General features: G+C 73.1%; 21 protein-coding genes. 6 read left to right on the forward strand and 15 right to left on the reverse strand.

Features of this window, described 5'->3' with window-relative positions; translation table 11 throughout:
• The first annotated feature begins 164 nt into the window (after window positions 1–164).
• The 3 genes from GA0070608_RS26990 to GA0070608_RS27000 all read left to right on the forward strand — a co-directional run bounded on the left by GA0070608_RS26990 (window position 165) and on the right by GA0070608_RS27000 (window position 2,825).
• Complete coding sequence (locus GA0070608_RS26990) at window positions 165–593, forward strand: OsmC family protein (RefSeq protein WP_091631363.1); 429 nt, start codon at window positions 165–167, stop codon at window positions 591–593.
• A 278-nt stretch (window positions 594–871) separates the two neighbouring features.
• Entirely contained in the window at window positions 872–1,714 is an 843-nt protein-coding gene (locus GA0070608_RS26995) for a hypothetical protein (protein WP_091631365.1), read from the forward strand.
• A 166-nt stretch (window positions 1,715–1,880) separates the two neighbouring features.
• Window positions 1,881–2,825, forward strand: coding sequence for an NAD-dependent epimerase/dehydratase family protein (locus GA0070608_RS27000; protein ID WP_176733856.1), 945 nt, complete (start codon window positions 1,881–1,883; stop codon window positions 2,823–2,825).
• A 4-nt stretch (window positions 2,826–2,829) separates the two neighbouring features.
• On the opposite strand, the gene GA0070608_RS27005 is transcribed toward GA0070608_RS27000, so the two are convergent.
• The 5 genes from GA0070608_RS27005 to GA0070608_RS27025 all read right to left on the reverse strand — a co-directional run bounded on the left by GA0070608_RS27005 (window position 2,830) and on the right by GA0070608_RS27025 (window position 7,298).
• A complete protein-coding gene (locus GA0070608_RS27005) occupies window positions 2,830–3,378 on the reverse strand; it encodes an ATPase (protein ID WP_091631369.1) in 549 nt (182 codons plus the stop codon).
• Window positions 3,379–3,550: 172 nt separating this feature from the next.
• Entirely contained in the window at window positions 3,551–3,997 is a 447-nt protein-coding gene (locus GA0070608_RS27010) for a response regulator (protein ID WP_091631371.1), read from the reverse strand.
• A 70-nt stretch (window positions 3,998–4,067) separates the two neighbouring features.
• The gene (locus tag GA0070608_RS27015; protein ID WP_091631373.1) at window positions 4,068–4,415 is read right to left on the reverse strand and encodes an STAS domain-containing protein; all 348 of its coding nucleotides are present in this window, start codon (window positions 4,413–4,415) and stop codon (window positions 4,068–4,070) included.
• A gap of 85 nt (window positions 4,416–4,500) precedes the next feature.
• On the reverse strand, window positions 4,501–5,553 hold the full coding sequence (locus GA0070608_RS27020; RefSeq protein WP_091631375.1) for a cobalamin B12-binding domain-containing protein: 1,053 nt from the start codon (window positions 5,551–5,553) through the stop codon (window positions 4,501–4,503).
• Complete coding sequence (locus GA0070608_RS27025) at window positions 5,550–7,298, reverse strand: PP2C family protein-serine/threonine phosphatase (RefSeq protein ID WP_091631377.1); 1,749 nt, start codon at window positions 7,296–7,298, stop codon at window positions 5,550–5,552. The genes GA0070608_RS27020 and GA0070608_RS27025 overlap by 4 nt, the downstream gene beginning before the upstream one ends.
• A gap of 239 nt (window positions 7,299–7,537) precedes the next feature.
• On the opposite strand from GA0070608_RS27025, the gene GA0070608_RS27030 reads away from it, so the two are divergent.
• Window positions 7,538–7,882: an STAS domain-containing protein gene (locus GA0070608_RS27030; RefSeq protein WP_091631380.1), complete on the forward strand. Its 345-nt coding sequence runs from the start codon at window positions 7,538–7,540 to the stop codon at window positions 7,880–7,882.
• A 74-nt stretch (window positions 7,883–7,956) separates the two neighbouring features.
• Here the strand turns inward: GA0070608_RS27030 and GA0070608_RS27035 are convergent, their stop codons facing one another.
• Window positions 7,957–8,271: a hypothetical protein gene (locus GA0070608_RS27035; RefSeq protein WP_091636275.1), complete on the reverse strand. Its 315-nt coding sequence runs from the start codon at window positions 8,269–8,271 to the stop codon at window positions 7,957–7,959.
• A 212-nt stretch (window positions 8,272–8,483) separates the two neighbouring features.
• Here GA0070608_RS27035 and GA0070608_RS27040 point away from each other — a divergent pair, with 212 nt between their 5' ends.
• Both GA0070608_RS27040 and GA0070608_RS27045 read left to right on the forward strand, forming a co-directional pair.
• Window positions 8,484–9,461 carry a 4a-hydroxytetrahydrobiopterin dehydratase gene (locus GA0070608_RS27040; protein ID WP_091631383.1) on the forward strand — a complete coding sequence of 326 codons (978 nt, stop codon included), beginning with the start codon at window positions 8,484–8,486 and terminating at the stop codon, window positions 9,459–9,461.
• A gap of 62 nt (window positions 9,462–9,523) precedes the next feature.
• Window positions 9,524–10,315 (forward strand): spermidine synthase, encoded by a 792-nt coding sequence (locus GA0070608_RS27045; protein ID WP_091631386.1) that lies wholly within the window; start codon window positions 9,524–9,526, stop codon window positions 10,313–10,315.
• An 86-nt stretch (window positions 10,316–10,401) separates the two neighbouring features.
• Here GA0070608_RS27045 and GA0070608_RS27050 read toward each other — a convergent pair whose 3' ends face one another.
• The 9 genes from GA0070608_RS27050 to GA0070608_RS27090 all read right to left on the reverse strand — a co-directional run bounded on the left by GA0070608_RS27050 (window position 10,402) and on the right by GA0070608_RS27090 (window position 19,427).
• Window positions 10,402–11,703, reverse strand: a complete 1,302-nt coding sequence (locus tag GA0070608_RS27050; protein ID WP_091631388.1) for an NAD(P)/FAD-dependent oxidoreductase — start codon at window positions 11,701–11,703, stop codon at window positions 10,402–10,404.
• Window positions 11,704–11,754: 51 nt separating this feature from the next.
• Window positions 11,755–13,908 (reverse strand): amylo-alpha-1,6-glucosidase, encoded by a 2,154-nt coding sequence (locus GA0070608_RS27055; protein ID WP_091631392.1) that lies wholly within the window; start codon window positions 13,906–13,908, stop codon window positions 11,755–11,757.
• Window positions 13,909–13,929: 21 nt separating this feature from the next.
• Window positions 13,930–14,478: a GNAT family N-acetyltransferase gene (locus GA0070608_RS27060; protein ID WP_091631395.1), complete on the reverse strand. Its 549-nt coding sequence runs from the start codon at window positions 14,476–14,478 to the stop codon at window positions 13,930–13,932.
• Between the two features lie 62 nt (window positions 14,479–14,540).
• Entirely contained in the window at window positions 14,541–14,933 is a 393-nt protein-coding gene (locus GA0070608_RS27065; RefSeq protein ID WP_091636281.1) for a SnoaL-like polyketide cyclase, read from the reverse strand.
• 53 nt (window positions 14,934–14,986) lie between these two features.
• The gene (locus GA0070608_RS27070; RefSeq protein ID WP_091631397.1) at window positions 14,987–15,280 is read right to left on the reverse strand and encodes a DUF6510 family protein; all 294 of its coding nucleotides are present in this window, start codon (window positions 15,278–15,280) and stop codon (window positions 14,987–14,989) included.
• A 20-nt stretch (window positions 15,281–15,300) separates the two neighbouring features.
• Window positions 15,301–16,035 (reverse strand): ferredoxin reductase, encoded by a 735-nt coding sequence (locus tag GA0070608_RS27075; RefSeq protein WP_091631401.1) that lies wholly within the window; start codon window positions 16,033–16,035, stop codon window positions 15,301–15,303.
• Window positions 16,032–16,622, reverse strand: a complete 591-nt coding sequence (locus GA0070608_RS27080; RefSeq protein ID WP_218107687.1) for a sulfite oxidase-like oxidoreductase — start codon at window positions 16,620–16,622, stop codon at window positions 16,032–16,034. The genes GA0070608_RS27075 and GA0070608_RS27080 overlap by 4 nt, the downstream gene beginning before the upstream one ends.
• A gap of 80 nt (window positions 16,623–16,702) precedes the next feature.
• The gene (locus tag GA0070608_RS27085) at window positions 16,703–17,722 is read right to left on the reverse strand and encodes a TerC/Alx family metal homeostasis membrane protein (RefSeq protein WP_091631407.1); all 1,020 of its coding nucleotides are present in this window, start codon (window positions 17,720–17,722) and stop codon (window positions 16,703–16,705) included.
• Window positions 17,723–17,939: 217 nt separating this feature from the next.
• Window positions 17,940–19,427, reverse strand: coding sequence for a DUF418 domain-containing protein (locus GA0070608_RS27090; RefSeq protein WP_218107591.1), 1,488 nt, complete (start codon window positions 19,425–19,427; stop codon window positions 17,940–17,942).
• Window positions 19,428–19,465: the final 38 nt, after the last annotated feature.

Here is a 19,465-nt window from a genome sequence, read left to right on the forward strand (position 1 = left end):
CGCCGCCCGCATCCCGGCCACCCGCCGGCCGGCCCGGCATCCCCCGGCCGGCCCCGTCGACGGGGTCGGCGTCGCCCCTCCCGTTCCGGCGTCCCCCGCCGGCCACCTGCGGTTTCACCCGACCGGGGGCGGGTAGCCGGGCGGGTGAGCGAGGGAGGAACGCGATGCCGGAATCGAGCTCCTGGCTGAACGAGACGGCCACCGCGACCGCCGAGGGCGGCCACGTGCGCACCGACGACGGGGGCCTGTCCACGGCCCTGGCGTCCCCGCTGGCACCACACTGCTCGGGACTCACCCCGGAGCAACTACTCGCCGCCGCCTTCGCGTCCTGCCTGCACCACGCGGCGGTGGAGGCGGCGGGCGAGATCACCGACGAGGCGCACACCGTGCAGGTCCGCGCGGAGGCGAAGCTCGGGCGCGACGACGACGGCCGGTACCGGGCCGACGTGCACGCCTCCATCTCGTCGGCGGGACTCACCCGGCAACAGCTGGCCGAGCTGGTCGAGCACGCGGACCGGCTGTGGCCCTTCTCCAGCGGCGACGGCAGCCGGCACCGGCTCACCGTGACCCCGGCGGAGAACGGCCGGCACTGACCGCCCGGCCGGTCCCGGCCAACCCGCCATCGTCCGGGCGACCGGGTACGGACTCCACCGTTCGGTGGAGGCTCCGCCCCACCCGTGACTGCGGAGCCAAGATCGAGTATTCGCCCTATTCGGCCATGCTTATCGGATATAGGCGAAGAATTCGACATGCGGTTATCGCCGCGTTGCTGGCAGATCGGGTGTAATCGAACGGCGGATCGGCGCAAATTGTGGCGCATGCCACCAACCAGGCCGATGGCAAGACGCGCTCGCCTTTCTAGCCTCGGCGGGTGCACCCCGACGACCCCCTCGACCAGAAGCTGACCCAGGATCGACCGGCCGCCCGCTCGGACGATCCCGCCTCGACCGAACAGACGACCGGCCGTCATCGCGCCGCGGAGCGGCGGCGTCGCGGCCCCCGGGCCCTGCTCGCCCCGACCGCCGTCCGGGTCGCGCTCGCCACCGGCGTGACCTGCTTACTCGGTGCGACCGCGTTCGCCTGCACGCGCGAGGACGCCGACGCCGCGCGGGAGCCCGTGGCCGAGGCACTGGCCGAGCGGGCCGTCGACGACGAGCGGGCCTCGCGGTCCCTGGACCGGGCCGTCTCACCCTCGCCCACGCTCAGCCCCAGCCCGACGCCGAAGCCGACCCCCTCGGCCACCCGCAAGGCCCCCCGCAAGCCGACCGCCCCGCCCCGCCCCCGCCCGGTCGCCGGGCTCACCCAGGCGCAGATGGACAACGCCAAGGTCATCGTCGACGTGGGCGTCGAGCTGAAGATGCCCCGCCGGGCCCTGGTCGTCGCCGTGGCGACCTCGATGCAGGAGAGCAGGCTCTACAACCTCGCCAGTGACGTGCTCCCGGAGTCCACCCGGTACCCGCACCAGGGCAGCGGCTCCGACCACGACTCGGTGGGCCTGTTCCAGCAGCGCCCGAGCAGCGGCTGGGGCACCGTACGCGAGCTGATGCGCCCGTCGTACGCCGCACGCGCCTTCTACGAGGCGTTGCGGGACGTCCCGGGCTGGCAGCAGATGAGCGTGGCCGGCGCCGCCCAGGCCGTGCAGGTCTCGGCCTTCCCCGACGCCTACGCCCAGCACGAGGGGCTGGCCACGACGGTCGTCGCCGCGCTGACGTGACCTGACGGCGTCGCGGGGGCCGCGCAAGGACTGGCAGGGTCCGGTAATTCGACTGGCGATCAATTGGGGTGCCGGAGCGCCCTGCGTTCGACGTCGCGGGCATGTTCGTTGCCGGAATGTGAGGCGGCTGCTTAGGTGAGCTCATGCGGGTGGCAACGTCGTGAGGGTGATCGTTCTCGGGGGAACCTGGTTCGTTGGACGGGCCATCGTCGCAGCGCTGTTGGCGGCCGGGCACACCCCGCTGGTTGTCCATCGAGGGCGCGCGGAGCCGGCCGGCCTCGCCGACGTGGAACATCTCCATGGGGAGCGTCAGTCGTGGCCGGCTCGCCGGGAAGCCTTTGCGGCATTCGAGGCGGACGCAGTGATCGACGTGTCGGCGGGAAACGGGGCGGGTGCCCGAGCGGCACTTTCGGCCCTGCCTCCGGGTGTCCGGCTCATCGCCCTGTCCAGTGTCGATGTCTATCGAGCCTACGAAGGTATGTTGTCTCGCCGGCAGACCGACGCCGTCCCGCTGACCGAGGTCTCCGCCCTGCGCACCGTCCGCCATGTGGAGGGGCCACACTGGGAGAACCTCGAGTTGGAGGAGATCTATCTGGCCGCTGGCGCCATGATCCTTCGTCTTGGCGCGGTTTACGGCGAGCACGACTACCAACGCCGCTTCGAGCCGGTCCTGCGGCGCATCCGAGGTGGGCGCGCGCATCTGCCCGTGGGCGCCGGCAATTTCCTGTTTAGCCGTGTCTACGTGGGAGACGTCGCTCAAGCGGTGCTCGCAGCCCTCGCCTCAGAGCACCGGCACGGCGATTGTTTCAACATCGTCGAGGCACAGACTGCTCCGATGAGGCTGTTCTATGAACAGATCATCGCGGCAGCCGATGCCGATCTTGAACTTGTTCGCGTCAGCGACGAGGTTCTGCCAGTAGACCTTCGCGCCTCCGGAGCCGTCGGCCAGCACCTCCTGGCCAGCGGGCAGAAGGCACGCGATGTGCTCGGATGGCAGGACTCTGATCCGCAGGCGGCCATGCGACGCTCCGTGCAATGGCATCTTGAGCACCCGCCGGAAGACTGGGAAACCGACTTTTCGGCTGACGACGCAGTGCTCCGTACGGCTTGACAGGTCAGCGGAACCCGGCTCGGCCGCCCGGCGGCTCGCTGGACGCGTCCGTGCCGCCACCGGCGGCGATCCGGGTCACCGGCACGCCGCTGCCGGGCACCCCGGCCGCGGCGGTCGGGGTGTCGGCCGGGACCGACTCGTCGGTCAGGCCGCCGAGGATCTGGTCCAACCGGGCCTCGCGCCGTCGCCGGGCGTACAGCGCCGCCTCGAAGTCCCGGCGGGCCTGCACCGCCTCGGCGTAGACCCGCTCGCGCACCTCCCGGGCCTCCTCCCGGGCCGCGTCGAGCTCGACCCGCGCCCGGTTCAGGAGGTCGACCGCCGCCCGCTCGGCGTCGTCCGCGTCCCGCGAGGTCCGGTCCGGGTCGCCGAGGTCCAACCGCTGGAGCAGGCCGCGGAGCGCCGTCGCCTCGTCGCGGATCTCGTCCCACTCACGACCGGCCCTGGCTGCGCCCTCCGCCCGGGCGGCGAGCCGGGCCAACCGGATGCCGATCTCATCCAGGCAGGAATCGACCTGCCGCTGTTCGTAGCCGGTCTCAACGACGGAGAACCTCATGCTGTCGCCCCCCAGGCAGCTGGTGCTTCCTTCCCCACCCTGGATCCTCCGTGCCGGGGACGGCAGCGGAGGGGGTTCGGGAAAAAATGCTCAGCACGCGGACGCGCCCGGGATCCGGCACGTCGCGGGGGGTGTGGGGCGACCCGGCGTGGACGATGCGGCCCGGAGCGCCTCAGGAGCGCTTCGGGAGCACGACCACCCGGCCGAAGAACTCGTCGATCCGGTGCACCACGTCGTTGAAGTCGTCCAGGTCGATCGGCTTGGTGACGTACGCGTTGGCCTGGAGCGTGTAGCTGCCCACGATGTCCGTGTCGGCGTTGGAGGTGGTCAGCACGACGATCGGGATGGTCCGCAGGTCCTCGTCGCTCTTGACCTCGCTCAGCACCTGCCGCCCGTCCATCCGGGGCATGTTCAGGTCGAGCAGGATGACGTCCGGCCGCCGGGCTGCGGCGTGCCGCCCCTCGCGGCGCAGGAACTCCATCGCCTCCTCGCCGTCGCTGACGATGTCGATGACCTTGTCGACATCGGAGTCCGCGAGCGCCTCCTCGATCATGAGCACATCACCCGGATCGTCGTCCACCACCAGGATGCGAACCGGATTCGGGCTTTCTGCACCCATCACTACCTGCTTCGTGTCGGTGGAACGGAGAACCGCGAGGCGTTCCGTGCTGGCGGGGAAATCTAGCCCATCATCCGGCGGACCGCGCCGTCGGGTCGGCCCTGTCAGACTCGTATCTCAGCACCTCGGCCAGCCCGGTCACCTGGAGCACCCGGTCGACCCGGCCGCCGGCGCCGGTCACCCGCAGCCAGCCGCCGTCGGCGGCGACCCGGTTGTCGCCCCGCACGAAGGCGGCGATCCCGGTGGAGTCACAGAACGTCAGCTCGGCCAGGTCGACCAGCAGCCGGCGCTCGCCGCCGTCGACCAGCCGGTCGATGACGGCATTGAGCTCGGGCGCGGTGCTCAGGTCTAGCTCGCCGGCAAGCCGCAGGCACGTCCCCCCGCCGTCGCGATCGGCGTACGTGACGGTGAACGTCACCCCTGGTCCCCTTCGCTCCACCACAGGCGGATGCTTGCAGTGTGGCAAGTATAAGCAGGGGTGTCGGTCATGGCCTCACCGGCGCTCAGCGCGATCCGGCACCGCCCACCGCGGCCACGGACGACCGGGCCGCGCCGAGGAACCGCGCCGCCCGGGGAAAGTCACGCAGGACGCGCCGGTAGTGTCCCAGAGTCAGCCCCAACGCGTGGGCCGGCACACCGCGACTGGTGAGGATCTCGACCATCCAGTCGACGAACTCGGTGAACAGCGAGCCGTCGTCGACGTAGAGCGCGGCGGCCAGGAAGTCCACGACATACCCCAGGTCGCTGACGGTGGAGTCCATCTGGCTGGGCGTGTAGTCACGGGTGCCCGGGACACGTTCCCGCAGTTCGGCCAGCGCCCCGTCGATCAGCTCGCCGCGCCGCTTGACCAGGCTGGTGTACTCGTCGTCGGCCAGGTGGCTCAGCTCCGCCAACGGGACGCGACGCAGCGCGCGCTCGTCGGCGACCAGGTCGGCGGCGCTCGGGGCGTCCGGCGCCCAGGCGACACCGAGCCGCCGGGCCCAGCGCCCGTCCGCGCCGAAGCCCCGGCCCCCGACCACCACGGGAACGTCCACGCGACGGCACGCCTCGATCATGCGGTACGCGTGCGGCAGGCGCATCGGCAGCGCACAGGCGAGCGCGACCGCGTCGGCGTCGTGCCGGTGCAGGTAGGACACCAGGTGCGGGGCGGGGACGCTCGCGCCGAGGAAGGTGACCTGCCAGCCCCGCAGCCGCAGCACCTCGGCGACCAGCCGGGGCGGCAGGGCGTGCCACTCACCGTCCATACATGCCACCACGACCCGGCCCCGCGTCGGGCGCGGGTTCGCGTACGCGGCGACCGCCGCCACCACCCGCTCGCTGATGTGCGTCGCGGCGTGCTCCTCGGCGACGCTCCACTCGTTGCGCGCCCACCGCTCCCCCACCTCGGCCTGCGCCGGGGCGACCAGGTCGAGCAGGACACGCTCGGCGGACACGCCAGCCTCGAGCAGGCCGGTGGCCACCTCGACGGCCGCGTACTCGTCCGCCTCCTGGAGGCAGTCCAGGTATCCGGACCAGGCGCCGGCCGGGGTGGCCTCGGCGGTCGGGGCAGCGGTCATCGGGTCCCCCTCGGCTCGACGGAGACGGTCGTGTCGGGCACCGCGTGCAGATGCCGGGGCGTACGCCCACCCGGGGTCGCGCGCAACGCCAGCACGGCGATGTCGTCGTGGTCCCCGTGGGCCAGCCAGTCGCAGGTCACCTGCTCGACGCGTTCGGCCAGGGCGGGGGCGGGCATCCGCTGGCAGCCGGTGACCGCGCGGACCAGCCGCTCCGTGCCGAACTGCTCGTCGCCGCGGCGGCCACCGCGCGCCTCGGTCACCCCGTCGCTGTAGAGCAGGCAGGTCTCGCCCGCCCGAAGCCGGACGGTCACCTCCCCGATCCGAGGGTCGGGCACCACGCCGACCAACATGCCCGACAACGGCACCGGCTCGACCTCGCCGGAGCCGCGCAGCACCAGCGGCGGCAGGTGGCCACCGCCTGCCATGGTCAGGGTGAGCCCACCCTCGCGGTGCGGCTGGGCCACCCCCACCACCATCGTCGCGAAACGCCCCTGGCCCTGTGCCTGACTGGTCTCCAGCAGCGCGTCGTTTAGCAACCTCAGCAGCCGTCCCGGCTGCGACTCCACCCGGTGCAACGCCTGGAGGCACTGACGCAGCTGACCGGTGAAGACGGCCGCCTCGACGCCCTTGCCGGAGACGTCGCCGAGAAAGAAGACGGAACCGCCGTCGGCCAGCCGGTGCGATCCATAGAAGTCTCCACCGATACGCAACCCGGCCTGGGCCGGCCGGTACGCGGTGCCCCACTGCACCCCTGCCGCCTCGGCCGGTTCCACCGGCACCAGGCTGGCCTGGAGCGTGTCGGTGACCTCGGCCTGGTCGCGGTGGAGCAACGCCGTGGTCAGCGCCGCCCCGGCCCGGACCGCGTAGGCACTGACCAGGTCCACGTCAGCCTCGTCATACCAACGGTCGACGCGTCGCGCGACCAGCAGGACGCCGGCCGGGGCGTCCCGACCGGGCAGCGGCACCACCCGCGCGCACGCTTCCGCCGCGGCCAGCCCGTTCAGCCAGCCGGCCTCCACGGCCTGCTCCACCAGCCAGTCGACGGCGTACGGTTCCGCGCCGTCCAGCCCCTCGCTGATCGCCGCGGGCAGGTCGGCGGGAAGCAGCACGCCGCTGTCCACCGTCGGGGCGTCGTCGTCGGTGCGGGCGGCCCGCCACCAGCGGGCCCGCCCGGAACGGGGTGCCAGCACCAGCACCGCCACCTCGGCCAGCGTCGGCACGGCGAGCCGGACCACCGCCGCAGCGGCCCGGTCCGGGTGCAGCGGGTTGCCGAGCTTCTCGCCGACTACCGCCAGGAACGCGGAGCGGGCCCGCTCGGCGAGCAGGGCGTCAGCGCGAGTGAGGCTCTCGGTGACGTCCTCGACGTACCAGCAGCAGTGGGCGGCCGACAGCGGCATCCGGCGCGCGCGCAGCCGTCGGCCGTGGTGGGTGAACTCGCCGTCTGCGGTCAGCCCCGCGATGCCGGCCGCCGCGAGCAGCTCACCCGGAGTGACCTCGGGCAGCAGCCGCTCGGCCACCGGGCTGACATGCCGGACGACGCCCCGCGCGTCGCATACGACGAGGCCCTCGCGGAGGTGCTCGACGACCTCGGGCCAGTCGGGCGCCGCGAGTGACCGGCCGGCCGCGAGCGGGGAAGGCGCCGGGCGTGCCGGGGCGGCGTCCGAGAACATCCCGGCCCGTACGGCACTCGGCGTGGAGAACCGTCCGTCGCCGGAATCCGAGCCCCGGACGTCGGCAGCAGTCACCAGCTGAGCCCCACTCCTTCGTCTGCACCCGTACCACCGCAGGGCGGCGCACATGGTCACCCAGCCTACGCGCGATTGCCGCGACCGCCACTCGACGCCCGTCGTGCGGACGGCGGCCCCGCCCCGGGCGGAACCTCGCGCCGAGGTCCACCCGGCTGCTCGTGGACGCGTCACCGGCCCGACGCGATCCGCCCGACCCTCGACTTTGCGCCCGGACCCGCGACTGGGAACATGGGTGCATGGCCGCCCAGCTGTTGACCATCGAGGTGACCCGGCTCGACGCCGGGCGTGCCCAGCTCCGGTTCTCCGGTGAGCTGGACTTCGACACCGCCCCGGAGCTCGTCGCCGCCGCCGCCGAGCTGCGCCGGGACGGCTACCAGGAGCTCCTGTTCGACCTGGGTGGAGTCAGCCTGTGCGACTCGTCCGGGCTCAGCGCGTTGCTGACCGTCCACCGGGGCGGCACGGGTGCGGTCCGGCTCCGCGGGGTCGGTCCCCAGCTCCAGCAGTTGCTCGACCGCACCGGGCTGACCGAGCTGCTCGCCGTGGAACGCGCCACAGACGGCAACGTCCGCCAGGCGGGCTGAGCCGAGCCGCTCCCACCCGAGGGCGTGGGGTGGCCCCCGACCCTGGGACCAGGGGCCGGGGGCCGGAGTAAGGATCAGGGTGCGGCGAGCGGTTGCAGCCGGGGCCCGGTCGTCCGCCGCTGGGACGTCGTCGGCATTTCGGCATCCTCCGGCGGCCCGGAATCGGGAGTCTGGAAGAGATAGCGGACGAACGCCCCACCCGCCTCGTTGTCGTCCGCTCCGGGCCACTGCCCGATGCAGTCCACCCCGACCACCTCACGCCCCGAGCCGTCAGCCTCTTCCAGCAGCGCCCACAGGCTTACCGGGTAGCACCGGGTGCCTTCCGGGGTCAGGCGCCAGCGCGCGTACCAGCCGGGCCGGGCGGGGACGATCTCGACGATCCTCTTCATCACGACCTGCCCTTCCGCGTTCTCGGAAGTTCTCCGGTCCGCTGCGATCGTCGGCTCCCACCGGGTGAGCGCCCCTCACCCCCGCCGGATGAAGCTCCCCCGGTGGCCGCCGAGCATCGCCGGCCCGGCCGCCGGCGTCCGTTTCGGTGCCGGTGACGGCGGGAAGGCGACCGACGGAAGCGAGGGAACACCAGCGGAAGCGAGGTGTCACCATGCGCAAGCAGATGGAGGGCGACAACCAGCGCCGCCGCGCGCTGGCCCGCCAGGCCCGCGAGCGCGGCATGCAGGCCAGCGAGACGGGGGCCAGCCTGAGCGCCTCCAAGCAGCTCACCCACCTGGAGCAGGGCAAGCGCGCCGGGCCGCCGCAGGCCGGCAGCCGCCATAAGCCGGACAGCACCCGGGGCGGGCCGGCTCCGCCACCGGCGGGCGTCCCGGAGTCGCCCCGCCCACTGCCGGACCGGCCGGGTGCGCCGGACGGGACGCCGATCGGCTACCACGCGCTGGTCGACGATGTCGTCCGCCGTACCGGGGCGGACTTCCGGACCGCCAAGGTGGGGGTGGAGTCGACCGTGCTGGTCCTCGCGTGGGCCCTCGGCGAGGCGGAACGTCGGCGACTGCTGTCGGCGGTGCCGTCGAAGCTGCACGACGTCGTCCCGGTGGACGGCATCGAGCGGCACCAGGACCTGCCCGGTTTCCTGGCCGAGGTGGGCCGGATCAGCGGTCGTACCCCGGAGCAGGCCCGCTACCAGGCGGAGGCGACCGTGGCGGCGCTGGCCGACCACGACGGCGACCTGATCGAGTCGCTGCACGTGCCGGACGGCCTGCGCGACCTGCTGGAGCCGCCGCCCGCGGGCGGCGGGGTGGTCGGCGCGGTCAGCGCGACACCTCCGCTCGACGACGCGGACCTGCGGGAGGCGCTCAGCGGGCTGCCGTACTGGTCCGGCGACGGCGAGTCGCTGTCGCGCACCGTGCAGCTGCCGGCGGACAACCTGGACCGGGTGCTGGACCGGATCGACCGGCTGCGGCAGGAGACCGGTCGCGGCCCACGGATCGGCCGCGCGGACCGGACCACCGCCGTGCTGACCGTACGGTCCCGGCAGGCCGGGGCGGTGACCGCGATGGACGTGGACCTCGCCCACGCCGTGGACGACGCGATCGACGAGGCCGGCGCCGGGATGGCGGCGGGCTGACCCGGCACGGGCCGGCGGGCGCCCACCCGCCGGCCCGCCACCGGCTCGGTTAGCCTGCCGGGATGGACTCCGAAGCGCCCCGGCTGGAGCTGGTCGTCGACCCGGCCCGGCCCACCGGGCGTACGCTCCTCGCCGCTGGCGTGGAGCAGTCCTACCTGGACGTTTCCGACCCACGTCACCTGCACTTCGAGTACGTGCGACGGATGGCCGCCGTCGCCGACCTGGCGTCGCCGACCGGCCGCCCGTTGGACGTGCTGCACCTCGGCGGCGGCGCGCTGACCCTGCCCCGCTACCTGGCCGCTGCCCGGCCCGGCTCGGCGCAACTGGTCGTGGAACGCGACCCGGCCGTGGTCGAGCTGGTGGCGCGGGAACTGCCGGCGCTGCCCGCCGGCATCGACGTACGCGTGGCCGACGCCCGGGCCGCGCTGACCCGGGCGCCCTCGGCCGGCTACGACCTGGTGCTCGCCGACATCTACCGGGCGGCGCGGATGCCCGCCCACGTGCGCAGCGTCGAGTTCGTCACCGAGGTGGCCCGCACGCTGCGCCCCGACGGCATCCACCTGGTCAACGTGACCGACCTCCCGCCGCTGGTCTTCGCCCGGGTCCAGGCGGCCACCCTGCGGGCCGTCTTCGCCGACGTCTGCCTGGTCGCCGACCGTCGGATGCTGCGCGGCCGGCGGTACGGCAACGTGGTGTTCGCCGCCGCGCTGCGCCCCGGGCGGCTGCCGGTGGCCCGGTTGTCCGCCCGGGCCATGCGGGACCCGGTGCCGGGCGGCGTGCTGCACGGGGCGGCCCTGGACACCTTCGTCGCCGGCGCCCGTCCCGCCACCGATGCCACCCTCGCCGTCCGCTGAGGCGCCACCCACCCGGGTCAGGAAGGGCACCTTCTCTACCCGAAGCGTCAGGAAGGTGCCCTTCCTTCCGCTTGGGCGGGTGGGGGTCAGCGTGCCCGGACAGCCACCTCCGGTGAGGTGCTCTCCAGGGGCACGGAGTTGGCGGGAACCAGGCCGAGTTGCACGGCCGGGCGCGGCAGCGCGGCGTCGAGCATCCAGTCGGTGCTCACCCGGGCCCGGTTGCCCGGCATGGCCAGCAGGTGGTAACCGCGGGTGACCGCCTTGGCGGGCAGCCCGGACAGCGACACCTTCAGCGGGTTCGCCGCCGCGTCCCGGCCGCCCAGGTCGACCACCCAGCCCAGGTCGTGGTGCTTGTACGGCCTGCGTCGGCCCTGCCCGTAGGAGGCCGCGATGTTGTGCGCGGCCAGCTTGCCCTGCCGCTGCGCGTGCTGCGCGGTCATGGTGCAGATCTGCCCGGGCCGGGCCAGGTCCGGCACGGCGGCGGCGTCGCCGCAGGCGTACACCTCGGGGAAGCCGGGGACGCCGAGGTACTCGTCGACGACCAGGCGGCCCTTCTCGGTGCGCAGCCCCAACTCGGCGACGAACGGGTCGGGCCGCACGCCGACGCACCAGACCAGGGTGCAGGTGGGCACGTACCCGCCGTCGGTGAGCTTGACCCCGTCGGCGGTGGCGACGGCCACCGAGGTGCCCATCCGCACGTCCACGCCCCGGCGACGCAGCACCCGGTCGGCGGTGTCCGACATCCGCTTGTCCAACTCGGGCAGCACCCGGGGCGCGACATCGAGCAGCATCCACTTCGGCCGGATCTTGAGCCGGGGGCGCTGGGAGACCAGTTCGTCGGTGAAGAGCTGACCGTGCGCGGCCACCTCGGTCCCGGTGTAGCCGGCGCCGACGACCACGAAGGTTGCCCGGGCCTGCTGCTCGGCCGGGTCCTCGGCCTGCTCGGCCAGCTCGATCTGCCGGATCACGTGGTCATGCAGGTAGAGGGCCTCGGGCAGGCCCCGGAAGCCGTGGGCGTACTCGGTCACGCCGGGTATCGGCAGCAGCTTGTTGACGCTGCCGACGGCGAGCACCAGCCGGTCGTACGCAATCCGGTTGCGGTCGCCCTCCGGCTGGGTGAAGCCGACCCAGCGGTTCTGCAGGTCGAGGTGGTCGGCCTCGCCGATCAGCACCCGCACCCCGGGGAGCGTGCCGGTCAGCGGCACGGCGATCCGGCGGGGCTCGACCACGCCGGCGGCAACCTCGGGCAGCAGCGGCAGGTAGAGGAAGTAGTCGGTCGAGTTCAGCACCACGATCTCGGCCCGGCCCCGGGCCAGCCGGCTCAACGTCTTCGCCGCGTGGTAACCGGCGAATCCGGCCCCCACGATCACCACACGAGGTTTCGTCATTTCGGCCCCGTTCCCACCCGGCGGCGGGACAAACGTGGCGGCTCGGACGATTCAGCACTCCGCCAGGCGGACATGTCCGGTCCGCCCGACCGCCTCCACTTCCCAGCAGTGCCCGAACGCGCGGACCCGCTCGGCGGCGATCCGCCCGATCTCGGGCGGGATGTCGGGGTCGAGAACCAGCCTTCCGTCCACCGGGTCCGCGCCGAGCATCGCCCTGACCAGCGCCAGCGGCGTGCCGGATGCCCACGCCTGCGGGCTGCACGCCGTCGGGTACGGCACAGCGAACAGCAGCCGCTCCCGGGGAAACCCGCTAATCGCCTCCGGCAGGCGGTGGCCGAACTGCTCGGCGACCTCCAGCAGGGCCAGGCTGATCCGGTTCGCCTCCGCCCGGTATCCGTAGCGGGCCATGCCGAGCACCGCGATCGAGTTGTCGTGCGGCCAGACAGTGCCCAGGTGGTAGCCGAGGGCGTTGTAGAGCCGGTCGTCCCAGGAGAGGGTGCGGATCCCCCAGCCGGAGAACATGTCCTCACCCATCAGCTGCCGCACGACCGTCCCGGCCCGTTCCGGCGGCACGATCCCGCTCCACAGCAGGTGACCCATGTTGGAGGTCTTCGAGTCGATCGGGTTCTTGTCGCCGTCCAGCCCGACCGCGTAGAAGCCGCCCCGGTCCTCGATCCAGTAGTCGCGGTTGAACCGCTCGTACAGCGTGGCGGCCTCGGCCCGCAGCCGGCGGGCGAGGTCGGGGTCGGCGAGCGGGCCGTCGGCCAGCTCGGCCAGCCGCAGCTTCGCGTCGTAGGTGTAGCCCTGTAGGTCGCAGGTGGCGACCGGCAGCACCGGGATGCGGCCGTCGGCGAAGGAGACCCCGTCCGGGGAGTCGCGCCAGCACTGGTTGCCCAACCCCTCCGGGGAGCGCGTCGCGTACTCGACGTAGCCGTCGCCGTCCCGGTCGCCGTACCGGTCGATCCAGTGCAGTGCGGCGAGCGCGTTGTGGCGCAGGAACCGGACGGTCTCCTCGTCGCCGGTCCACCGCCAGTACTCCGAGAGCAGGATCAGCCAGAGCTGGGTGGCGTCCGCCGAACCGTAGTACGGCCCGTACGGCTTCATCCCGGTGCGGGTGAGTTCGCCGCTGCGTACCTCGTGCAGGATCTTGCCGGGTTCCTCGTCGGTGAAGTCGTCGCACTGTTCGCCCTGCAACCGGGCCAGCGCGAGCAGTGCGCCCTTGGCCAGGGCAGGGCCCGCGACCAGCGTCTGGTACGCGGTGATCAGGGTGTCCCGGCCGAAGACGGAGAGGAACCAGGGCAGCCCGGCACCAGGGAGCATGATCCGTTGCCCCTTGACCTCCAGGTCCAGCCGCAGGGCCGCCAGGTCGTCCCGGGACTGCCGGATCGTCCGTTCCAGCGCCTGGTTGTCACTGCTCAGCACCGCCCGGCCGATGGTCCAGCGGCGCACCGGGTCGTCAGCCCGCCGGTGGAACACGTCGGCGATGTCGCCCCGGACCGGCTCCACCACCCCCATCCCCGGCGGCAACGGCACGTGCAGGTCGAGCTGCCACTCCGCGCGGCGCGACAGGGTGATGTCCCAGACCAGTTCGTCGCCCTCGACCCGGTCGGCCGGCCGGGAGCAGCGGACCCGGGTCTCGGCGGAGAAGTCTCCCCGTACGTAGGAGAAGCACAGCTCCGAGCCGTCCGGCGCGTGGCCACGGGTGATCTCCGCGGAGCGGTCCCGGACCCCAGACTTGACCTCGAACAGGTCGGCGAAGTCGGCACACACCGCCAGCCGCAGCTCGATCCGGACCGGCTCCGGCAGGAAGGACACCATCTCCACCCGCTCGTGGAAGCCGTCGCCGACGTACCGCAGCCGCCGGATGCCGAGGCTGTCCGGGGGCAGGTCGGACTGGGCCGGGTTGGTCAGCACGTACTGGGCCGAGTGGTGGCTGATGGTCTCGGCGCGCAGCACCAGCAGCCGCTCGCCGTTGATGGCGAGCACCCAGCCACTGAGCAGCCGGGTGTCCAGGTGCACCAGGCCGCCGATGCTGCCCGGCGGCACGTCCCCACGGGAGTCGGAGTACATGAAGGTCGGGCCGCTGAGCACGGCGATGGAGTCCGGGCCGAGTTCGGGCGGCATGGCCCGCTGGTCGCCGCTCTCCCCGGCGACGGCGCGGAGGCCCGGTGTGGGGTCGGCAGGGGTCGGACGCACGACAGCCATTACCCTACCGTAGGAGGGCTGTCACCGTCCGTCATCACCCGCTCCGGGTGAGGCAGGCGCGGTGATCGCCCACCGTTCGTGGTCGCGCCACGCCCCGTCGACGAACAGGTAGTCCGGCGAGTAGCCCTCCAGCCGGAAGCCGAGCCTGCGGGCCACCCGGCGGGACGGCTCGTTGCCCGGCTGGATGTTCGCCTCCAGCCGGTGCAGGCCCAGGGTGTCGAAGGCGTGCCGGACCACCAGGTGAATGCCGGCCGAGGCGTGCCCGGTGCCGCTGTACGGCAGGAAGGCGGCGTAGCCGAGGTAGCCGCCGCGCAGTGCGCCCATCAGGATTCCGCTGATGTTCACGTAGCCGGCGACCGCCCCGGAGTCCCGGTCGCAGATCAGGTAGCCGGCGTGGCCGCGGCGGCGGATCCTGCGCAGGTACGAGGCGTACGCCGCCGGGTCGTCGGGGGCGGCGAGCCAGGGATGGTGCAGGTCTCGGCTGCGCCGGGCAGCCGAGACGAACTCGGCCTCGTCGGCCGGCCGGGGCCGGCGGATGGCGGCCGGACCCGCCGCGCGCAGATATCTCACGGCGAACCACTGTCGCCGAGGGTGCCGCCGTTGTCCAGCGGATCGCGGGCGCGCCCCGGCCCTCACGGTCCGGCGGGCCGGTCCGCCCCGCCGTCGACCCGCTCGAGCGTGTAGTGGATGGTCTGGGCGACGATCCACCCCTGCTCGATGAGGAACGAGTCCGCCCCGTCACGGACCCGCACGCCCTCGACCTGCGCCGTCCACTCCAGGAACGCCACCCGCCCCTCGACCAGCCGGTTCGTGTACGCGTACCGGGCGCCGGGCAGTTCCTCCTCCAACAGGCGGGCCAACTCCCCGACGCCCGCGTGCCCCCGGAACACTCCCCGGCGTTCCAGGACCACGCAGGACGGCGACACGTTGCGCGACAGGTCCTCCGCGAACCGGTGTTCGGCGGCGAGCCGCAGGTGGTCGTCGAACACCTCCCGCGCCGACCGCGCCCGCAGGGCCTTGTCCACCGCCTGAGCGCCACCCGGTCCGGTCGCCGGCGCCGCGTCGCCCGCGCCCGCCGTCACAGCGGACCCGGGTGCGGCTGGTCCGGCGGCATCGGCACCCGCAGGAAGGTGGCCCCGCGCAGGTCCAGCCAGGCGTGGTCGGGCGAGCGGACCAGCCGCAGCATCACCTCGGCACAGTTCGGGCAGCGGCCGACCAGGCCGGGCGCGTGCGGGTAGACCCGCAGGCCGGCCATCGGGCCGATGCTGCCGCAGTGCTCGCACCGCCCGGCGGCGGCGCTCAGGTCGACGGCGAACAGTTCGCGCAGCGGGCCGTCGAGCATGTTGCCGTCCAGGTACGACGGGTCGGTCATCGGGCGCTCCTCCTCGACGCTCAGCCGGTCGGGCCGAACCGTTCGGTCTTCACCCGCCGGCTCTGGTGGCCCAGCCCGACGAGCAGGTCCGCCACCGTCTCCACGAACCCGGTCGGGCCGCAGACGTAGCAGAGCGGCTCCAGCTCCGGCGGCCAACCGTGGCTGTCGACGTCGGCCAGCCCGACCCGGTGCGGCTCGCTCCGCCAGCCCTGCGGCGCCTCGCGGGTGTACGCGTACGCGACGTCCAGGCCCGGGTCGTCGCGGACCCGGCGGCGCAGCTCGTCGGCGTAGAACGCGTCGGCGGGGGTGCGCACCGAGTAGAGCAGCCGGAACGGCACCCGGCTGCCGGCGGCGCGGCGGGCGCGGAGCATCGCCATCAGCGGCACGACGCCCGACCCGCCGGCCACCAGCAGCACCGGCGCGGTCTCCTCCGGCCGCCAGACGAACCAGCCGCCGACCGGGCCGCGCACCTCCACCGGGTCGCCCGCTGCGTAGACGTCGACGAGGTACGGCGACACCTCGCCGTCGGGCACCCGCTGCACGGTCAGCGCGATGCGATCGGAGTCGGCCGGGGCGGCCAGCGAGTACGACCGCGCCGCCTGGTAGCCGTCGGCGGCGGTCAGCCGCACGTCGACGTGCTGCCCGGGCAGGTGGCCCGGCCAGCCGGGCACCTCCAGCAGCAGGGTGTGCGCGGTCGGCGTCTCCACCCGGCGCTCGCGCAGCCGGGCCACCCGCCAACGCAGCGGGGCGGTCAATCGCCCTGGTACCGCTGCTCACGCCACGGGTCACCGTAGTCGTGGTAGCCGGCGGTCTCCCAGAACCCGGGCTGGTCCTCCGCGCTGAGCCGGATGCCACGCACCCACTTGGCGGACTTCCAGAAATAGAGGTGCGGCACGAGCAGCCGGGCCGGGCCGCCGTGCTCGGCCGGCAGCGGGTCACCGTCGTAGCGGTGCGCGACCCACGCCCGCCCGCCACGCAGGTCGGTCAGGGGCAGGTTGGTGGTGTAGCCACCGTACGAATGGGCCTGCGCGTACCGGGCGCCGGTGTCGATGCCCTCGAGCAGCGTGTCCAGGGAGACCCCCTGCCAGTCGGTGTTCCGCTTCGACCAGCGGGTCACGCAGTGGACGTCCACCGTCGGAGTCTCCTGGGGCAGCGCCATCAGCTCGTCCCAGCTCCAGCGGAACTCGGCGCCGGACTCGGTGCTGACGACGAACTCCCAGGTCTCCAGCGGCACCCTCGGCGTCGGGCCGGCGGAGAGCACCGGGAAGTCCTCCGTCAGGTACTGCCCCGGCGGCAGGGCCGGCTCCGCGGAGCGGGGCCGGCCCTGGAAGCCCGGTGACACGGTTCCCACCCGTCAGTGGTACCACCCGGGATGGGGCGGCGAGGCGCGGTCGGTCTGGAACCGCCGCGACGGGTGATGCCTCAGTGCCGCTCGGCCACGACCTCCTTCTCACCCCCGCCGGCCTTGCTGGTGGCCCGCAGACTGGTGAGGGTGACGATCACCAGGACGCCGATGATGACGCCCAGCGAGGCGAGGGTCGGGATCTCCGGCACGCCCGACCAGATGCCGTGTGCCCAGTGCAGGCCGAGCTTGAGGCCGATGAACGCCAGGATGATCGCCAGGCCGTAGCTGAGGTGCACCAGCCGGCTGAGCGCGGCGTGCAGCACGAAGTAGAGCGCGCGCAGCCCCAGCAGGGCGAACGCGTTGGTCGCGAAGACCAGGTACGGGTCCTCGGTGATGCCGTAGACGGCGGGCACCGAGTCGACGGCGAAGACGATGTCGGTGGCGAGCAGCGCGACCACCACGAGGGCGAGCGGCGTGAGCGTACGCCGGCCGCCGATGCGGACGATCATCTTCGTGCCGTGGTATTCCTCGGTGACCGGCATGAACCTGCGCAGCAGCCGCACCGAGCGCATGTTGTTGATGTCGACTTCCTGCTCGTGCCCGGAGAGGGCGTCGCGCAGCAGCTTCGCCGCCGTGACGATCAGGATGATCGCGAAGATCAGGAAGGCGAAATCCAGGGTCTGCAGGGCCGCCGCGCCGAGGGCGATGAAGACCGCCCGCAGCACCAGCGCGCCGGCGATGCCGAAGAGCAGCACCCGCTGGGCCAGTACGGCCGGCACCGCGAACGCGGCCAGCAGCAGCATGAAGACGAACAGGTTGTCGACCGAGAGGGACTTCTCCACCAGGTAACCGGTGAGGTACTCCACGCCCTGCTTGGAGCCGAAGCGATACCAGACCCAGGCGCCGAAGGCCAGCGGCAGGGCGATGTAGAACGCGGACCAGCCCAGCGCCTCCCGCATCGACACCTCGTGCGGGCGGCGGGTGACCAGGAAATCCAGCACCAGCAGGGCCAGCACGGCGAGGATGGTGACGCCCCACAGCGTGGGGGTACCGACCGACTGGAGACCGGCGGCAGCAAGATATGGCAAATCGGACATGGAGCCTCCTCGAACACTCTGTCATGTTCGAGGTCTCCTTCACCCACCTTTCGTGGGCAGCCACCCGAGGCGTGCCCCGGGCACGCCGTACTGACCGGGATGGCTCGTGGGAAGTACTCCCCTCGTCGCGACAAGGTTAGGGCAGGCCCGGGGGCTCGGCAAACGGGGCATGCCAGATCACGTGCCGAGGCCCGCCCGTGGCGGACCGCACCCACGCTCAGCTGGCTGGGAGCCGGCGCAGGGCCGCCTTCTGGAGCGCCTCCAGCGGGCCCTGCCCGTACCGGCGCAGGCACCAGCGTGCCCCGCCCGCCAGGGTCAGCCCGACCGTCGCCCAGAGCCCGAGCACCCACCACGGCGACGCGTCCTGCCACGCGTGGGCCAGGCCGAGCCCCCACCCGTAGGCGACCAGCACGCAGAGCACGTTCTGCGCCACATAACAGGACAGGGCGGTACGCCCCACCGCGGTCAGCCCCGCGGTGACCGGACCCGGCCGGCGAACCCGGTCCAGCAACACCCCAACCATCCCCAGGTAACCCAGCGCCAGCACCGGCGCGCACACGTACCGGTCGAACAGGAAGAACTCCGGACCGGCGAGGGTGGTGGCCGCGTTGAGCGGCAATCCGGCGCCCAGGCCGACGACGAGCAGCCGACGCCGCAGGGCGCGTCCCCGGACGTCCGGGTCGAACGCGCCCGCCCGGAACAGCCGGACACCGAGCAGGAACAGGAAGACCAGCAGTCCGAAGCTGACGATCGGCTCGGCGCGCAGGGCGAGCCAGTTGTCCAGGCGGAACGCGACCTGGTCGGCCCAGCTCCCGGCGGTGAACACCCGGGCGTCGGCGGCGACGACGGCCGGGTCGGCGGGCGCGCCCGGCGGGGCGGGCGCCAGGGCCAGGGTGAGCAGCGCCATCAGCGCCACGTGCAGGGCGCCGGCGGCGTACATGGCCACCCGCTGGACCCGCTCGGCGTGGGCGAGCAGCCAGGCCACCAACAGCGCGACGACCGCGTACCCCATCAGCACGTCGAAGGCGAAGACCAGGACGAAGTGCAGAGTGCCCTCGACGAACAGCAGCAGGGCCCGCCACCCGTACCCGCCGGGCCAGGACCGCCCCCGGTCGACGGCGGAGCGGTGCTGGATGGCGAGGCCGACGCCGAACAGGATGGTCAGCAACGCGAGGAACTTGCCGTTGGCGAGGAAGCGGAAGACCCCCTCGACGACGGCCGCGACCGGTTCCGCCGTGCCCACGGAGGCCGCCGAGATCGCGGTGGCATCGGTGAGGAACCGCGCCTCCGAGCCCGGGGTGGCGAAGAGCCACACGTTCGTGGCGAGGGTGCCGAGGATCGCCACCCCACGCAGCACGTCCGGCAGGGGCAGGCGGCGGTGCGCGCCGGCGAGGCCGGTGGGTGCCGTGGTCGGCGCGGAGTTCGTCGTCACGCTCCCACCGTCGCAGCACCGTCGTGGCCGGGCATCGTGCCGGCTGCCGAGATCCGCGTCCCGCTTTCGATGTACGCCGGTGTCCGGCCCGACCACCACGCCGCCGCGCTGGCCCAGGCCCCGCTCCCCGTCGGGGCGTACCGGCCCCGGGGTCACCTCGACGCCGATGCCGTCGAGCGCGGCGACCAGGTGCGTCACGTAGTCGCTGACGCCGTCGGCGTCAGGCCGACCGGGACCGTGCAGCATGGCCGCCCTGATCCGGTCGTCGAGCACGTCACCTCCCGCGTCTCGACAGGCGGATTCCGGCCCTT

The organism is Micromonospora peucetia (assembly GCF_900091625.1).
Lineage (GTDB): Bacteria > Actinomycetota > Actinomycetes > Mycobacteriales > Micromonosporaceae > Micromonospora > Micromonospora peucetia.

Excerpts from the sequence above, each read along its gene's own strand:
- GA0070608_RS27035 (WP_091636275.1), bottom strand. The coding sequence starts at position 8,271 with ATGAAGAGGATCGTCGAGATCGTCCCCGCCCGGCCCGGCTGGTACGCG.
- GA0070608_RS27030 (WP_091631380.1), top strand. The coding sequence starts at position 7,538 with ATGGCCGCCCAGCTGTTGACCATCGAGGTGACCCGGCTCGACGCCGGG.
- GA0070608_RS27040 (WP_091631383.1), top strand. The coding sequence starts at position 8,484 with ATGCGCAAGCAGATGGAGGGCGACAACCAGCGCCGCCGCGCGCTGGCC.
- GA0070608_RS27005 (WP_091631369.1), bottom strand. The coding sequence starts at position 3,378 with ATGAGGTTCTCCGTCGTTGAGACCGGCTACGAACAGCGGCAGGTCGAT.
- GA0070608_RS27010 (WP_091631371.1), bottom strand. The coding sequence starts at position 3,997 with ATGGGTGCAGAAAGCCCGAATCCGGTTCGCATCCTGGTGGTGGACGAC.
- GA0070608_RS27070 (WP_091631397.1), bottom strand. The coding sequence starts at position 15,280 with ATGACCGACCCGTCGTACCTGGACGGCAACATGCTCGACGGCCCGCTG.
- GA0070608_RS27045 (WP_091631386.1), top strand. The coding sequence starts at position 9,524 with ATGGACTCCGAAGCGCCCCGGCTGGAGCTGGTCGTCGACCCGGCCCGG.
- GA0070608_RS26990 (WP_091631363.1), top strand. The coding sequence starts at position 165 with ATGCCGGAATCGAGCTCCTGGCTGAACGAGACGGCCACCGCGACCGCC.
- GA0070608_RS27055 (WP_091631392.1), bottom strand. The coding sequence starts at position 13,908 with ATGGCTGTCGTGCGTCCGACCCCTGCCGACCCCACACCGGGCCTCCGC.
- GA0070608_RS27050 (WP_091631388.1), bottom strand. The coding sequence starts at position 11,703 with ATGACGAAACCTCGTGTGGTGATCGTGGGGGCCGGATTCGCCGGTTAC.
- GA0070608_RS27085 (WP_091631407.1), bottom strand. The coding sequence starts at position 17,722 with ATGTCCGATTTGCCATATCTTGCTGCCGCCGGTCTCCAGTCGGTCGGT.
- GA0070608_RS27020 (WP_091631375.1), bottom strand. The coding sequence starts at position 5,553 with ATGACCGCTGCCCCGACCGCCGAGGCCACCCCGGCCGGCGCCTGGTCC.